The organism is Sphingorhabdus contaminans (genome assembly GCF_007280415.1).
Classification (GTDB): Bacteria; Pseudomonadota; Alphaproteobacteria; order Sphingomonadales; family Sphingomonadaceae; genus Sphingorhabdus_B; species Sphingorhabdus_B contaminans.
In genome coordinates this window covers 1153120-1167914 of the sequence record NZ_VKKU01000001.1, presented here as the reverse complement: position 1 = coordinate 1167914, position 14795 = coordinate 1153120, and the positions used below count along the sequence as shown (strand labels likewise).

13 protein-coding genes and 1 tRNA gene are annotated in these 14795 nt (G+C 56.5%); 13 read left to right on the top strand and 1 reads right to left on the bottom strand.

From position 1 onward, the window contains the following. From FOM92_RS05775 to FOM92_RS05730, 10 genes are all read left to right on the top strand, one after another. Entirely contained in the window at positions 1-1683 is a 1683-nt protein-coding gene (locus FOM92_RS05775; protein ID WP_143775818.1) for a long-chain-fatty-acid--CoA ligase, read from the top strand. Positions 1684-1762: 79 nt separating this feature from the next. Continuing rightward, complete coding sequence (dinB, locus tag FOM92_RS05770) at positions 1763-2878, top strand: DNA polymerase IV (protein WP_281285563.1); 1116 nt, start codon at positions 1763-1765, stop codon at positions 2876-2878. A 55-nt stretch (positions 2879-2933) separates the two neighbouring features. Continuing rightward, positions 2934-3578 carry a TetR/AcrR family transcriptional regulator gene (locus FOM92_RS05765; RefSeq protein ID WP_143775817.1) on the top strand — a complete coding sequence of 215 codons (645 nt, stop codon included), beginning with the start codon at positions 2934-2936 and terminating at the stop codon, positions 3576-3578. 53 nt (positions 3579-3631) lie between these two features. Next, positions 3632-3706 (top strand) — tRNA-Val (locus tag FOM92_RS05760). A gap of 107 nt (positions 3707-3813) precedes the next feature. Beyond that, positions 3814-4755, top strand: a complete 942-nt coding sequence (locus FOM92_RS05755; protein WP_143775816.1) for an NAD(P)H-dependent flavin oxidoreductase — start codon at positions 3814-3816, stop codon at positions 4753-4755. 8 nt (positions 4756-4763) lie between these two features. Beyond that, positions 4764-5159, top strand: coding sequence for a ribose-phosphate pyrophosphokinase (locus FOM92_RS05750; RefSeq protein WP_246087157.1), 396 nt, complete (start codon positions 4764-4766; stop codon positions 5157-5159). Then, positions 5156-6484: a phosphotransferase family protein gene (locus tag FOM92_RS05745; protein WP_143775815.1), complete on the top strand. Its 1329-nt coding sequence runs from the start codon at positions 5156-5158 to the stop codon at positions 6482-6484. Before FOM92_RS05750 ends, FOM92_RS05745 begins: the two co-directional genes overlap by 4 nt. A 132-nt stretch (positions 6485-6616) precedes the next feature. Next, positions 6617-7882: an acyl-CoA dehydrogenase family protein gene (locus tag FOM92_RS05740; protein WP_143775814.1), complete on the top strand. Its 1266-nt coding sequence runs from the start codon at positions 6617-6619 to the stop codon at positions 7880-7882. A gap of 7 nt (positions 7883-7889) precedes the next feature. Next, the gene (locus FOM92_RS05735) at positions 7890-8687 is read left to right on the top strand and encodes a TIGR03084 family metal-binding protein (protein ID WP_143775813.1); all 798 of its coding nucleotides are present in this window, start codon (positions 7890-7892) and stop codon (positions 8685-8687) included. A gap of 58 nt (positions 8688-8745) precedes the next feature. Next, entirely contained in the window at positions 8746-10047 is a 1302-nt protein-coding gene (locus FOM92_RS05730) for a metal-dependent hydrolase family protein (protein ID WP_246087156.1), read from the top strand. On the opposite strand, the gene FOM92_RS05725 is transcribed toward FOM92_RS05730, so the two are convergent. Beyond that, a complete protein-coding gene (locus FOM92_RS05725) occupies positions 10034-11113 on the bottom strand; it encodes a DUF2855 family protein (RefSeq protein WP_143775811.1) in 1080 nt (359 codons plus the stop codon). The genes FOM92_RS05730 and FOM92_RS05725 overlap by 14 nt on opposite strands. Before the next feature lie 205 nt (positions 11114-11318). Here FOM92_RS05725 and ribB point away from each other — a divergent pair, with 205 nt between their 5' ends. From ribB to FOM92_RS05710, 3 genes are read left to right on the top strand one after another with little or no spacing between them, the layout of a single operon-like run. Next, a complete protein-coding gene (ribB, locus tag FOM92_RS05720; protein WP_143775810.1) occupies positions 11319-12620 on the top strand; it encodes a 3,4-dihydroxy-2-butanone-4-phosphate synthase in 1302 nt (433 codons plus the stop codon). After that, complete coding sequence (gene ribH / locus FOM92_RS05715; protein WP_143775809.1) at positions 12620-13039, top strand: 6,7-dimethyl-8-ribityllumazine synthase; 420 nt, start codon at positions 12620-12622, stop codon at positions 13037-13039. Before ribB ends, ribH begins: the two co-directional genes overlap by 1 nt. 45 nt (positions 13040-13084) lie before the next feature. After that, positions 13085-14686, top strand: coding sequence for a carboxyl transferase domain-containing protein (locus FOM92_RS05710; protein ID WP_143775808.1), 1602 nt, complete (start codon positions 13085-13087; stop codon positions 14684-14686). Positions 14687-14795 lie beyond the last annotated feature (109 nt).

Genomic DNA, 14795 nt, shown 5'->3' with positions numbered 1-14795 from the left:
ATGACCACCAGCATCTGGCAAAGCCACTATCTCCACCCCGCCAAATGGGACCAGCATTTTGCGCCGCTGGCCCTGCACGACATGTTTTTCCAATCTGCCGAGCGGATGGGCAAGGCGGCACTGGCGGACTTTATGGGCCGCAAATATAGCTATGCCGAAATGGCGACAAGCGTCCGGCGCGTGGCAAAAGGATTGCAGAATAAGGGGATAGGGAAGGGCGACCATATCGGTCTGTTCCTGCCCAATGTACCCCATTATATCGCCGCTTATTATGGCGCGCTGGCGGCCGGTGCGACGGTGGTCAATTTTTCGCCGCTCTATTCGGTCGATGAACTGGCGCACCAGGTGGCCGACAGCGGGACGTCGATCCTGTTCACCGTTTCGGCAGCGGCGCTCTTGCCGACCGCGATCAAGGTGCTCGATAAATCGAACCTGAAGGAACTGGTCGTCGGCAGCGTGGCCGAGGCGTTGCCCCGTGCTAAAAGCTGGGCCTACCGACTGTTCAAGCGCAAGGATATCGCCCCCATACCGGCAGACAGCCGCATCACCTCCTACGCCGAATTGACGGCCAATGCCGGCGATTATGTGGCGCAGCCCTGCAACCCTGAAAAAGACATTGCCCAGCTGCAATATACAGGCGGGACAACCGGCGTGCCCAAGGGCGCCATGCTAAGCCACCAGAATATCACCGCCAATGCGCGGCAGATCAACATGCTGGACCCGCACAGCCGTATCAACGAGCCCGACAATCCGGCCGAGGACCGGATTTTGGGTGTGCTGCCTTTCTTCCATGTCTTTGCAAATGCGACGGTTTTGAACCGGACCATTTTCAATGGCGGCGAAATTGTCATGTTGCCACGGTTCGAGGCGAAGGCGGCGCTGGCTGCGGTAAACCGGACGCAGGTCACATCCTTGCCCGGTGTGCCGACCATGTATCAGGCACTGCTGGATTGCCCGGATATCTCCAAAACCGATTTCACCAGCCTGCGGGCGTGTATTTCCGGTGGCGCACCATTGGCGGCCGAGCTGAAAGCCCGGTTTGAAGAACGCAGCGGTGCGGTGGTGATTGAGGGCTATGGCCTTACTGAAAGCTCCGGCGTCGTGTCGTGCAATCCCTATGAGGGCCTCAACAAACTGGGCAGCATCGGGCAGCCGATTCCCGGCACCGATGTGAAACTGCTCGACAAGGAAGACCCCACCAAAGCCGCCCCCGAAGGCGAACCGGGCGAACTGGTCTTTGCAGGGCCACAGGTCATGTGCGGCTATTGGAACCGGCCGGATGCCGATGCCGAAGTATTTGTCGGAAAATATCTGCGCACCGGCGATGTGGCGACGATTGACGAGGATGGCTTCATCCATATCGTCGACCGTCTCAAAGACATGATCGCGGTCGGCGGATTCAAGGTTTTTCCGAGCCAGGTCGAAGATGTGCTGTACAAGCACCCCTCGGTCAAAGAGGCGCTGGTGATTGGCGTTCCCGACCCCTATCACGGCGAAATGCCGCGCGCCTATGTGACCCTGCAGGATGGTGCTACGGAAGACGGCGAAACCCTGACCAAATGGCTGAACCCGCAATTGGGCAAGCACGAACGGGTGCAGTCCGTTGTGGTGCGGGAGGCTTTGCCGAAGACGATGATCGGGAAGCTCGACCGGAAGGCTTTGCGGGCGGAGATTGGGGGTTAGGGGGTCTTCCTTCCAGCGAAAAATCACCCACCTAAGAATTCCGATAGCAATCCCCAAAACTTCCCCATAATCCAAAAGGGTGTCCGATCCCGACGTCCCGCCGCCTGTCCGCAAGATCATCCATGTCGACATGGATGCCTTTTTCGCGAGCGTGGAGCAGCGGGATAATCCGGAATTGCGGGGCAAGCCTGTTGCGGTGGGCGGGTCTTCAAAGCGGGGCGTGGTCGCGGCTGCGAGTTATGAGGCGCGGGCCTTTGGCGTGCGGTCGGCCATGCCCTCCATCACGGCGCAGCGGCAGTGCCCGGACCTGATTTTCGTAAAACCCCGTTTTGAAGCCTATCGGGCGGTGTCGCGGCAAATCCGGGATATCTTTGCCCGGCATACCGACATGATCCAGCCCTTGTCGCTGGACGAGGCCTATCTGGATGTCACCCATGACAAGCAGGGCATTGGCTCGGCCGTCAAGATTGCCAAGGCCATCCGTGCCGCGATCCGTGCCGAAACCGGCCTGACGGCGAGTGCAGGGGTCAGCTACAACAAATTTATCGCCAAGCTGGCAAGTGACCAGAACAAGCCCGACGGGCTTTGCGTCATATTGCCGGAACAGGGACCCGGATTTGTCGCTGGCCTGCCGGTGCGGCGCTTTCATGGTGTGGGTCCGCGCACAGCGGAAAAGATGGCGAAACTGGGCGTGCATACAGGCGCCGACCTCGCGCAAAAGGACGAGGCATGGCTGGCGCATCATTTCGGCAGTTGGGGCAGCTATCTATACAAGGCGGCGCGGGGGATTGATGACCGGCCGGTCAACGCCAACAGCGTACGCAAATCCCTGGGCGGAGAGCTCACCTATTTTGACGACAAGCGCAGCGAGGATGAACTGCGCGAGGCGCTCGACGAAATTATCGACATCGTGTGGGACCGGATCGAACGCTATCAGGCGAAGGGCAAGACCCTTGTCCTGAAGGCGCGCTATTCCGATTTCCGTACCATCACCCGTTCGCGCACCGTCCCGCATATATTGGCCGACCGCGCCGAGTTTGCGAGGGTCGGCCATGCCCTGCTGGACCAGATATTACCGGCGGAAATGGGGATCCGTTTGTTGGGGCTGACGCTGGGCAGTCTGGTCGACGACGGGGGTGGTGCGGAATCCGACTCTGCGCAACAACGTTTTGCCTTCGACAGCATTGAAGATTGAAGATTCCCGACATATATCACAAAACTGTTATGCACCGCTAATACAGGATCCCCCCATGGCCCGCCCCCAAACCGATATTGAGGCTGGAAGAGCCGAGTTGCTTGAAGTCGTCGATGACCTGATCCGCAAGCGCGGCGCGGTCGATATTTCCATGTCGGACCTGGCTGCTGCGGCGGGCATGTCGCCTTCCAATCTCTACCGCTTTTTCGACAGCAAAGAGGCGCTGCTGGAGGCCGTGGCCGAGCGCTTTTTCGATGAAAAGGTGCGCATCATGGTCGAGGTCACCGAATCCGACCTTCCGGTGCGGGACAAGATGTACGAATATTTCGCCCGCCGGTTCGTTGTGATGGTCGAAAAATATGAGGCGGAGCCCGAACTGCTCAAAAGCTATCTCGAAATCGGGCAGCAATATTTTGAAGTCGTGCGCGGCTATGTCGACCTTGGCGACCATTATCTCGCGCTGATCGTCGCCGAGGCGATGGAGCAGGGCTATTTCACCGGCCTGTCCATTGACGAGGCTGTGTCGCTGATTAACCAGATGGTGCACTGCTATACCAATCCGGAGGCGATAATATATATTGGAGTCAATAAGTTACGCGTCGAAAAACTGTCCCGGATCATCGACGCCATCTTCAATGGGCTCGGTGCCCAGGCGTCGGCCAGGGTAACAAAAGAACCTCATTTCAAAATCGTCTCCTAATCCTTGTCAACCCGCCAACGCTCTGGCAAAGCACCCACCAGTCCAGAAGGACCGGGCGATTAGCTCAGTGGTAGAGCACACCCTTCACACGGGTGGGGCCACAAGTTCGAACCTTGTATCGCCCACCATTTTTCCAATCTTTTTCACATTGATAGGCATAAATTTAGTCGCTTGATTAAACACGTACTTGCCAATCGGAACGCGGGCCTTATGCCTCTTCAAAGAGGAGAGCCGCATGACCAAGATCAGCAACCGCATCACAGAATTACTGGGCGTCGAATATCCGATTATTCAGGCTCCTATGGGATGGATCGCCCGTGCCCAACTGGCGTCGGCAGTCTCCAATGCCGGTGGTCTGGGAATTATCGAAACCTCATCCGGCCAACTGGAAGAGGTCCGCGCGGAAATCGTCAAAATGCGCGAGCTGACCGACAAACCATTCGGCGTGAACATCGCCCAGGCCTTTGTTCGCGATCCTGGAATAGTGGACTTCGTCGTCGATCAGGGCGTGAAATTTGTCACGACCTCTGCCGGAGATCCCAACAAATATTGCGGCCCGCTAAAGGCGGCAGGTTTGACAGTTTTCCACGTCGTTCCGACGCTTGCCGGTGCATTGAAGGCGATCGAAGCCGGGGTCGACGGGCTGGTGGTTGAGGGCGGCGAAGGTGGTGGTTTCAAAAACCCCAAAGATGTCGCCCTGATGGTACTTTTGCCGTTGATCCGCAGCAAAGTTGACGTCCCGATCATCGCTGCCGGCGGAATGGTCTGCGGACGCACGATGGCAGCCGCCTTCGCCCTTGGTGCCGAAGGTGTTCAGATGGGAACCCGTATGGTCAGCGCCGCGGAATCTCCGGTCCACCAGAACTGGAAAGATGCAATAATTGCCGCGAAGGAAACGGACACGCTGTTCCTGAACCGGCATGGTCCCGGTCCGGCATTAAGAGCGTTACGAACGGAACGGACGACAAAACTGGATCTTGAGCCCACGGACAATATCATGGGTGAAATGCGTGGTGTGCTGGACCTCTATTTCGGCGGTAACATGGAAGCCGCGATTGCTTTGTCGGGTCAGGTTGCCGGACGCATTGACGAGGTGAAACCGGCCAAGGCCATTATTGACGAGGTCGTATCGGAGTTTCACGCCATCATGGGGCAGATGGCCAAGACCTATCTGTAGGAGGAAAGTTGGACCCGATCCTTGAAGATTTTCTGAGCGATCCGTCCGCTGATATTTCGGCGCTGCACGATGTGGCCCGGATAAAAGCGCTCTTGGAAAATTGCGCGAAGGAAGGACGCGCAATCAGTTATTCCGAACTGCTCCTCAACCTCGGATTTCGCTTCACACGTCCAAAAATGCGCGCCGTTTGCAAGACATTGGACCGGATTGATAAGTTGAATGCAGAAGAAGGCGCTCCCGCTCTTGCGGTTCTCGTGGTTCGTGAAGGTGATGGGTTGCCGGGGCAAGGCTGGTGGGTCGGCCGTGAAGATTATCAGGGTCAGTGGACCGGTCCGGATGCTCAGGTTTACATAGCAAAACTTCAGCGGCAGGTTTTCTCCTACTGGAAGGATCGCAGAAAATGAGTGCGGATTTCCCGGCCAAGATGTCTCGCTTTGTCCAGCGTGGAATAAATGGTGGCGGCAGTGTCGAAAATCTGAAGCGTCTTTCGGGTGGCGCGAATATGGAAAGCTGGTCCTTCGATCATGCAGGATCCGGCTATGTCCTGAGATTGTCGCGATCTGCTGAAATGATGGCAGGCCGGGCATATGGCCATGATGCAGAGGCTGCGGTCGTCCGCGCTGCCTATGCAGCGGGCGTTAAAGCACCTGAAATAGTCGCGGAAATCACCCCCGATGACGATTTGGGAACCGGATATCTCATGCGGCGGATTGATGCGGAAGTGAATCCGGCAAAGATACTGGCCGCGCCAGCGCCGACATTGCTGTCCGATCTTGCGCGCGAACTTGCGAAGATTCACAAGATACCCATCGGCAACCTGCCTGCACTTCCCGTTACATCGTCGCGCAGTCTGCTCTCGGAGCTGAAAGAACGCTTTTTGTCTTTCGGCGGTGACCGCCCGGTTATGGCGCTCGCAATATGCTGGCTTGAGGAGCATTGTCCGGCGGCGGTTGATCCCGTTCTTCTCCATGGCGATTTTCGCATGGGCAATATCATGGCCGACGCCGACGGTCTGGCGGGGGTGCTGGATTGGGAACTTGCACATTTGGGCGACCGTCATCAGGATCTGGCATTTGGCTGCATCAATAGCTGGCGCTTCGGACACATAGATCGTCCTGCATTCGGTCTCGGTTCCCTTGAAGAATTTTGGTCCGAATATGAACTGGCAAGCGGTGTCGCTGTCGAACCGGATCGTTTCCGCTGGTGGCTGATCTACGCCACCTTATGGTGGGGTGTATGCTGTCTGCAGATGGCCGATATCTGGCGCAAAGGTCTGGATGCCGGGCTTGAGCGTGCGGTGATTGGACGGCGCGCGTCGGAAACGGAAGTCGACCTTTTGATGTTGCTGGAGGAATTTGTTCCTGACCAGGAACGTGGTCCAGTCAATCTGGACACTCCGCAGCATGCGACGGGTAATGGAGAGCCATCGGCCGCAGAAATGCTCGCCGCGATAGCGAGCTGGATTGAGAGCGACATAAAACCGAACGCGCAAGGCAGGGACCGTTTTATGGCGTCGGTTGCCTTAAATGCCTTAGGCATGTTGCGACGCGAAGCCGAACAACCCGTTTCGGTCCACGACAAGCGGCTGTCCGAACAGTTGCGCTCAGGTGCCATGAGCCTGGCCACACCGGGGCTTTTTGACCGGTTACGGCAGCAATCCTTACGCAAGCTGATGGCTGACCAGCCGAAATACTCCGCGCTCGCAAAGGCAATCCAGCAGTGGGTTTAATCGTGCAATTAAATACGCTTGAATTGCATTAGTGGACCTGTAACGTAGGTCACATTGGCCTGCGATCCGAAACAGGCGGATATTTGCGGGGTGATGCAGGCTTAGTGCGTCGGTAATATAGGGGAGAGCATTATGATTTTTGAAATACCGACGGAAATCACCGAATATCTCGCCACCCTTGACGAATTTATTGAACGCGAAATCAAGCCTATCGAAAATCGCGACGACAATATCCGCTTTTTCGATCATCGCCGTGAACATGCCCGAACGGACTGGGACAATGATGGACATCCTCGCGCGGACTGGTGGGCTTTATTGGCGGAAATGCGGCAAGTTGCGGATCGTGCGGGGCATTATCGTTATGCCATTCCAAAGGAGTTTGGAGGGCAGGATGGAAGCAATCTGGCGATGGCCGTCATTCGGCATCATCTGGCCCATAAGGGCTTAGGCCTTCATAACGATCTGCAAAATGAAAGCAGCATTGTCGGCAACCTTGTTCAGGTATTGATGCTCAGGGATTTTGGGACCGAGCAGCAAAAGCGTGATTTCATTCCGCCGATGCTCGAAGGCAAAATGGGGTGGAGTTTCGGTCTGACCGAAGAACATCATGGCAGTGATGCAACCCATATGGATACGCGTGCCGTACCCGAGGTGCGCGATGGCGTGCCGGGTTTTTGCATCAACGGAAACAAGATGTGGACAACGGGCCTGCCTTATACGTCCCATGTCATGACATTTGCCCGCACAAGCGGCGACGACGGCAAGGCGCGGGGGATTACCTGTTTCATCGTGCCGACAGATGCGGCCGGTTTTGAAATTGGCGAATATATGTGGACGTTTAACATGCCCACGGATCATCCGAAGGTGCGCTATACCGACGTTTGGGTTCCCGAAAGTGCGATTTTGGGGGAGCTGGACAATGGCCTCGCCGTGGCGCAGCATTTTGTGCATGAAAATCGGATCCGCCAGGCAGCGTCGTCCTTAGGGGCGGCACAATATTGTATCGATGAGGCGGTCAAATATGCGCGGGAACGAAAGCCCTTTGGCAAAGCACTTGCCGTAAATCAGGCAATCCAGTTTCCGCTTGTGGAGTTGCAGACCGACGCGGAAATGCTCCGCCTGCTCATCTACAAAACGGCTGCTGAGATGGACAGCATGTCCAAGCCGGAAGTGGCCGTTCGTCTGTCCGACAAGGTCAGCATGTGCAACTACAAGGCCAACCGCCTGGTGTGCAACGCCGCTGATTTCGCAATGCAGGTCCATGGCGGCATCGGATATTCGCGTCACAAACCCTTTGAGCATATCTATCGCCATCACCGCCGCTATCGCATTACCGAAGGCGCAGAGGAAATTCAGATGCGCAAAGTCGCGGGGCATATGTTCGGGTTTATGGGGTAGAAGCGCAATGCAACAGGCACAGGATTTTTACGACGAAAGTTTGGCGCTGAATGCGCTGCTCGAACCGCTTTCCGACGGCGAGTTTGAGTCCGTTACCTTGTTCAAGGACTGGACGATCAACAATATTATCCGCCACCTCCATGTCTGGAACATTGCCGCGGATCTGTCGATCGAAGACGAGTCCGCCTTTACCGATTTTCTGAAGCAGATGGCAGCGGGTATCCGGGGCGGGCGGTTGCCTGACTTTGAGGCCGCCTATCTCGGCAATCTTTCGGGACAGCAATTGCGGCAGACGTGGATTGCGCGCGCCAAGGTCATGGCGGACCATTTTGCCATTGCCGACCCCAAGCAGCGGCTGAAGTGGGTCGGGCCGGATATGAGCGCCCTGAGTTCGGTAACCGCGCGCCTCATGGAAAGCTGGGCCCATGCGCAGGCAATCTATGATGTTCTGGGTGTGGACCGCAAAGACGGCGACCGGATTGGTAACATCGTGCGTCTGGGCGTCAACACTTGGCAGTGGACCTGGAAGAACCGCCGGCTGGACCCGCCCGGGCCGATGCCGCGCCTTAAACTTACTGCGCCTTCGGGTGCGTTGTGGGAATATGGGGAGACTTCGGACAGCGGCCTAATCGAAGGAAGTGCAACGGACTTTTGCCAGGTGGTAACGCAATGCCGGAACGTCGCCGATACCGGTTTATCCGTCACGGGTGAAATAGCGGAACGATGGATGGCCGTCGCGCAATGCTTCGCCGGCCCCCCGCAAGATCCACCCGGCCCCGGAGTTCGGCGCAGGAACATGCGTTAGTGTCTTGCTCATATGTGGCAACGGCTTAGAAGGAATGCAGAAAAGAGGAGAGTGCAGCGTGAAAATAGCTACCGCAATTGGTCTTTCGTTTCTGGCATTGCCCATAGCCCTTGCGGCTCAAACGCCCGAGCAGGTGACGGTTATCCACGCAGGACAATTGCTGGACAAACCCGGTAGCGCGCCGCGTGGCGCGTCCACGCTTATCATTCGGAACGGCCGCGTTGCCGAGGTTCTGAGCGGTCATCAAGCCGGACCCGATGGCGCCAAGATCATCGATCTGAAACAGAAATTCGTGCTGCCCGGCCTGATCGATAGCCATGTCCATCTCGACAGTGATGCAGGTGGCAATGCGGCGCTGATCGAGGCCGTCACGGATAGCCCGGCACGAGCTGCATATCGCGCCGCGGGAAATGCAAAGAAAACGTTGATGGCGGGCTTTACGACCGTGCGCAACCTGGGCGACGGCAGCGGAGCGACGCTTGCGCTGCGCGACGCGGTCGCGGCGGGCGAACTTCCCGGGCCGCGTATCATTGACGCCGGCCGTTCGATTTCAACGACGAGCGGCCATATGGACGCGACCTTGTCCTTGTCGGAAGACCTGCATGGCAGCATCGGTCAGGAAAATCTGTGCGATGGCGTCGAAAGCTGTCGTCAGGCTGTGCGCAAACAAATCCGCCGGGGCGTTGATGTTATCAAGATAGCGACCACAGGCGGCGTGAACAGCCGGATCGGGGCCGGTCTTGGTCGCCAGTTGTTTGACGACGAGGTTAAGGCACTGGTCGATACGGCGCACCTCTACGGAAAGAAAATGGCGGTGCACGCGCATGGCGAAGACGGCATCAATGCGGCTCTGGCTGCGGGCGCGGACTCCATTGAACATGGCACGATGCTGGACGATATGAGCATCAAGCTGTTCAAGGCATCGGGCGCCTATTATGTGCCGACCCTGTCGACGGTAAATGGATATATCGAACGCCTGGCCGCCAACCCGAATGCATATCCGCCCGACGTGCTGGCGAAGGTGAAATGGCGCATTGGTGTGACCGGAAAAAGCCTTGCCAAAGCCTATCCCGCAGGGGTGAAGATCGCCTTTGGAACCGATGCGGGCGTTTCCAAGCACGGCCGCAATGCGGACGAATTTGAGCTGATGGTGAAGCATGGCATGCCCGCCAGCGCCGCCATTCAAGCGGCCACCGTCAATGCCGCCACATTGCTGGGCGTTGAAAAAGAAGTCGGCAGTCTCGAACCGGGCAAGGCCGCCGACCTTATTGCCGTTGATGGCGACCCTACGGTCGACGTTACGGTGTTAAAAGCTGTGAAATTTGTGATGAAGGACGGCAAAGTCTTCAAGGATGAATGATGATCCCCTTATTCGGGTCCGTGCGTCCTTCCAATGTTTCGACAAAGCTGTCCGCGGCATTTTCTAGCCCCTGACGTTTGTCAAATGTAAGGACGCCATCGACCGCATCCAGAAAGCTTTTCCAGCTTTTGGCCACAGCCTCGCCAAAGCCTTTTGGCCCCAGTTCCTGAACCGCGGCGACGGCATGATCAGGTGCGAAGAACAGGATCGGCTTTGGTCCCGCGATTTCAGACCCGCCGCCGCTGATTCCACGGGCATCGACATGGGTTGCCCCCACGAGGCAGCTATATTTCAGATGCTCCCCAAGCACGGCATGTATTTGATGGAGCAAAGGGCTATTGCCCGCAAAGTCGACGGAGACGGACGGGACCTGATCCAGATTGCCGACGTCTTCATAAGCAAGGGTCTGGTCATAAAGGCCGCTTTTCTCGACAAATGGAACATTGCCTTTTGATGTCAGGCCGATCCGCCTGATATCTGGCGAAAGATCTTTCGCGACGCTCGCCAATCCCATGGCTGTCTTTGATGACGCACTCGTCATGATAAGGTTTTTGGCGCCAAACCAGTCTTCACGGCGGAACATCGATTCAATCAGAAAGCCGGTCTTGAACAACGGGCCGAAGAGCATGCGCTCATCTTCTTTGGCCGGATCATGTTCGGGATCTGCGTTCAGACGGGAATATTGATTGTAGATCGGGCTCATCGGCTGGCGATGGGCGGCCATGTCCGTAAATCCGCCGCTGCTGACTTTACCGGGTAGTACATCGAGGTGGCTGCCCATAGGCAGGTATCCATAAACGCGTTCGCCAACGGCGATTTCGGGGTGAAGGGATTCTTCCACGATGGCATGACCCCACATGGGTACGACGCCGAAATCACCTTGGGCTGGGAAGAAATTCCAGTAGCCGAACATGTCGCCAATCACCGCATAGGTGATGTTGTTCGCGGTGATGGAAAAGCTCTCGATCTTGAGGCGGACCTCACCATTACCCAGTGGAGGCAGTTCCTCCTCGTGAATTTGGTGTTCGGCCAATGATGTCTTCTTTACCCAGACCGTCGATGCCACTTTTCTTCTCCTGAATATATTGTTGGCTATCACTTACATGTGATTTGCAGATGTTCTAAGCCCGAATTCTCGCCGTCCGCAAGGTAAGCTTTTGTGTGGCAAGCTGTTGGGGCAGGGCAACAATTTCGACCATTGACCTGCTTGCTTGCGTCAGAATGTGAATCTATCTTTTGACAATCACATTGCAATGTGAAATCAGCGAATCATGTCTACACAACTTATCACCAAACTTCGCACGCTCGTCCATGAGGGCGGCCTTTCGCGTTCTGGTCTGGCCCGCGCGGCCGGTCTTCATGCAAACACGCTCCGTGACCTTGATCAGCCGGATTGGAATCCGACCGCAGATACGTTGCGCAAACTGGAAAGCTATCTCTTTTCCAATGACGATACGCCCACCTTGGTGCCGATCGAGGAAATCATCGAGGAAGCGCGTAATGGCCGTATGTATATCCTTGTCGACGATGAAGACCGGGAAAATGAAGGCGACCTAATCATCCCGGCGCAAATGGCGACTCCGGATGCCATCAACTTCATGGCAACGCACGGTCGCGGGCTGATTTGCCTTACCCTTACGAAAGAGCGGGTGGAGCAATTGGGGCTCGACCTGATGAGCCGTGCGAACGGCACGCGTCATGAGACGGCCTTCACAACGTCGATCGAAGCGCGGGAAGGTGTAACGACGGGCATCAGTGCCGCGGATCGCGCGCGTACGGTTTCTGTGGCAATTGACGCTTCCAAAGGCCGTGACGACATCGTAACGCCCGGGCACGTATTCCCGTTAATCGCACGCGAAGGTGGTGTGCTGGTAAGGGCAGGCCATACCGAGGCCGGCTGTGACATTTCACGTCTGGCCGGACTTAATCCCTCCAGCGTCATTTGCGAGATCATGAAAGATGACGGCACCATGGCCCGGATGGATGATCTGGTGTCGTTCGCACGGCTGCACGGACTGAAGATGGGCACCATCAGGGACCTTATTGCATATCGCCGCAAGCATGATCATCTGGTCGAAAAACGCGCAGAGATGCGGTTCAACAGCCGTTGGGGCGGTGAATGGACGGCGATGACATTCTATAACAAGGCGACAGGCGACGAAACGATGGCCTTGGTCAAAGGTCATGTCGATCCTTCCAAACCTACATTGGTGCGGATGCATACCATGTCGATGTTCGTGGATGTATTCGGCGAAGAAAATGAGCGGGCAGGATTGTTGTCGCGGTCTATGGAAGCAATCGCCGCGGAAGGTGCTGGCGTTGTTGTGGTCATTAACAAGCCGATGAAGGGTATTGTCACCCGTTTCATGCAGTTGCGCGCCGAAGGCAAACAAGCCGGAGCCCCTGAAGTCGAAGAATTGCGCGATTATGGCGGCGGGGCACAGATACTGACCGAATTGGGTGTGCAGGATATGATCCTGCTCACAAACACACATCACACATTAGTCGGACTTGAAGGCTATGGTTTGTCCATTGTTGGCGAGCGGCCGATACCTGGCACCGGAGGCGAATAATGGCAAAATTTCTTATAGTTGAAGCGCGTTTTTACGATCATTTGAACGATATGCTCGTGGCTGGCGCCAAGGCGGCACTGAAATCTGCAGGGCATGAGGTTGAAGTGGTTACCGTTCCGGGCGCTCTGGAAATTCCGGGCACGATCGCAATGGCCGCCGAAAGTCATCAATATGACGGTTTCGTCGCCATCGGTGTCGTGATCCGCGGCGAGACATATCATTTTGAAATCGTCGCCGGCGAAAGTGCGCGCGGCATCATGGCGCTGACCATGGACGGAATTGCGATCGGAAATGGCATATTGACCGTCGAAAACGAGCAGCAGGCCCTGGTACGCGCCGATCCCAAGCAAAAGGACAAGGGCGGGGAAGCCGCAAAAGCGGCGCTCGCGCTCTATGAATTACAGGGACGGTTTGCGTAATATAGTTTCAATTGCACCAAATTTTCTGGCAGGGTAAGCCGCGTTATGACCGCACCCACTTTATCCAGCCAGATCAATCTCGAAGCCGAGGAATTCCGCAAACGGAGCGACCATAACCGCGCCTTGAAAGATGCGCTTTGGGCCAAAGTGGCCGAAGCAGCCTTGGGCGGTAATGAAAAGTCGCGGGAACGCCATACGGCGCGCGGCAAGCTTTTGCCCAGAGATCGGGTCGAACGTCTTTTGGATCCCGGTTCCCCGTTTCTGGAAATCGGCCAATTGGTGGCAAATGGCCTATATGGTGATGAGGTCCCCGCCGCCGGTCTGATTTGCGGTATCGGGCGTGTTTCAGGTCGCCAGTGCATGATTGTGTGCAACGATGCGACGGTCAAGGGCGGCACCTATTACCCGTTGACGGTCAAGAAACATCTGCGTGCGCAGGAGATTGCCGAGGCGAACCGCTTGCCCTGCATATATCTGGTCGATAGCGGCGGCGCGAACCTGCCGCACCAGGACGAAGTTTTCCCGGACCGTGAGCATTTCGGGCGGATATTTTTCAATCAGGCGAATATGAGCGCCAAGGGCATCCCGCAGATCGCCTGTGTCATGGGCAGCTGCACCGCGGGTGGTGCCTATGTTCCGGCCATGTCGGACGAAACGGTTATCGTCCGCAATCAGGGCACAATCTTTCTGGCGGGGCCACCGCTTGTCAAAGCGGCCACGGGTGAGGAAATCAGTGCCGAAAATCTCGGCGGTGGTGATTTGCATGGCCGCAAATCAGGCGTTGTCGATCATGTGGCCGAAAATGACGAACATGCGCTGACGATTGTCCGGGATATCATTAGTCATCTGGGCAGGGTTCATCAGCCAGATATTGATTTGCGGGATCCACGCCCGCCTAAATTTGATGCCCAGGAATTATACGGGATTATCCCCGAAGATGTGCGTGCACCCTATGATGTGCACGAAGTAATAGCGCGCATCGTCGACGGCAGCGAATTTCATGAATTCAAGGCGCTTTATGGCACGACACTGGTATGTGGTTTTGCCCATATCTGGGGAATGCCGGTGGCGATCCTTGCCAATAATGGCGTATTATTCTCGGAAAGTGCAGTGAAGGGCGCGCATTTCATCGAACTTGCCTGCCAGCGCCGGATTCCCTTGCTGTTCCTGCAAAATATCAGCGGCTTCATGGTTGGCGGCAAATATGAGGCAGAAGGTATTGCAAAGCATGGCGCGAAGCTTGTCACAGCCGTAGCGACCGCGAGCGTTCCCAAAGTCACTGTTTTGATCGGCGGAAGTTTTGGTGCCGGCAATTACGGCATGTGTGGCCGGGCCTACAGCCCGCGCTTCCTTTTTTCCTGGCCCAATGCCCGGATCAGCGTGATGGGCGGCGAACAAGCGGCGTCGGTATTGGCGACGGTGCATCGTGACGCGGACAAATGGTCACCCGAAGAAGCCGAAGCCTTTAAGGCACCGATCCGCCAAAAATATGAAGACGAAGGAAATCCCTATTACGCGACCGCCCGTCTGTGGGACGATGGGATAATCGATCCGGCGCAAACCAGGGACGTACTGGGGCTGGCCTTTGCAGCAGCCCTCAACGCCCCAGTCGAGGAGGCACCCCGCTTCGGGGTGTTCCGGATGTGAGTTCGATGATCAAATCCCTTCCAAACGCACACCACACCCAAATCCTCCCCGGAACGGGGAGGGGGACCATGCGAAGCATGGTGGAGGGGCACGGGAGGAGTCGCGCGAA

Bases quoted from the DNA above. Each gene is read 5' to 3' on its own strand.
- FOM92_RS05710 (WP_143775808.1), top strand. From the start codon at position 13,085: ATGACCGCACCCACTTTATCCAGCCAGATCAATCTCGAAGCCGAGGAA.
- ribH (WP_143775809.1), top strand. From the start codon at position 12,620: ATGGCAAAATTTCTTATAGTTGAAGCGCGTTTTTACGATCATTTGAAC.
- FOM92_RS05765 (WP_143775817.1), top strand. From the start codon at position 2,934: ATGGCCCGCCCCCAAACCGATATTGAGGCTGGAAGAGCCGAGTTGCTT.
- FOM92_RS05740 (WP_143775814.1), top strand. From the start codon at position 6,617: ATGATTTTTGAAATACCGACGGAAATCACCGAATATCTCGCCACCCTT.
- FOM92_RS05745 (WP_143775815.1), top strand. From the start codon at position 5,156: ATGAGTGCGGATTTCCCGGCCAAGATGTCTCGCTTTGTCCAGCGTGGA.
- FOM92_RS05735 (WP_143775813.1), top strand. From the start codon at position 7,890: ATGCAACAGGCACAGGATTTTTACGACGAAAGTTTGGCGCTGAATGCG.
- FOM92_RS05775 (WP_143775818.1), top strand. From the start codon at position 1: ATGACCACCAGCATCTGGCAAAGCCACTATCTCCACCCCGCCAAATGG.
- ribB (WP_143775810.1), top strand. From the start codon at position 11,319: ATGTCTACACAACTTATCACCAAACTTCGCACGCTCGTCCATGAGGGC.
- FOM92_RS05755 (WP_143775816.1), top strand. From the start codon at position 3,814: ATGACCAAGATCAGCAACCGCATCACAGAATTACTGGGCGTCGAATAT.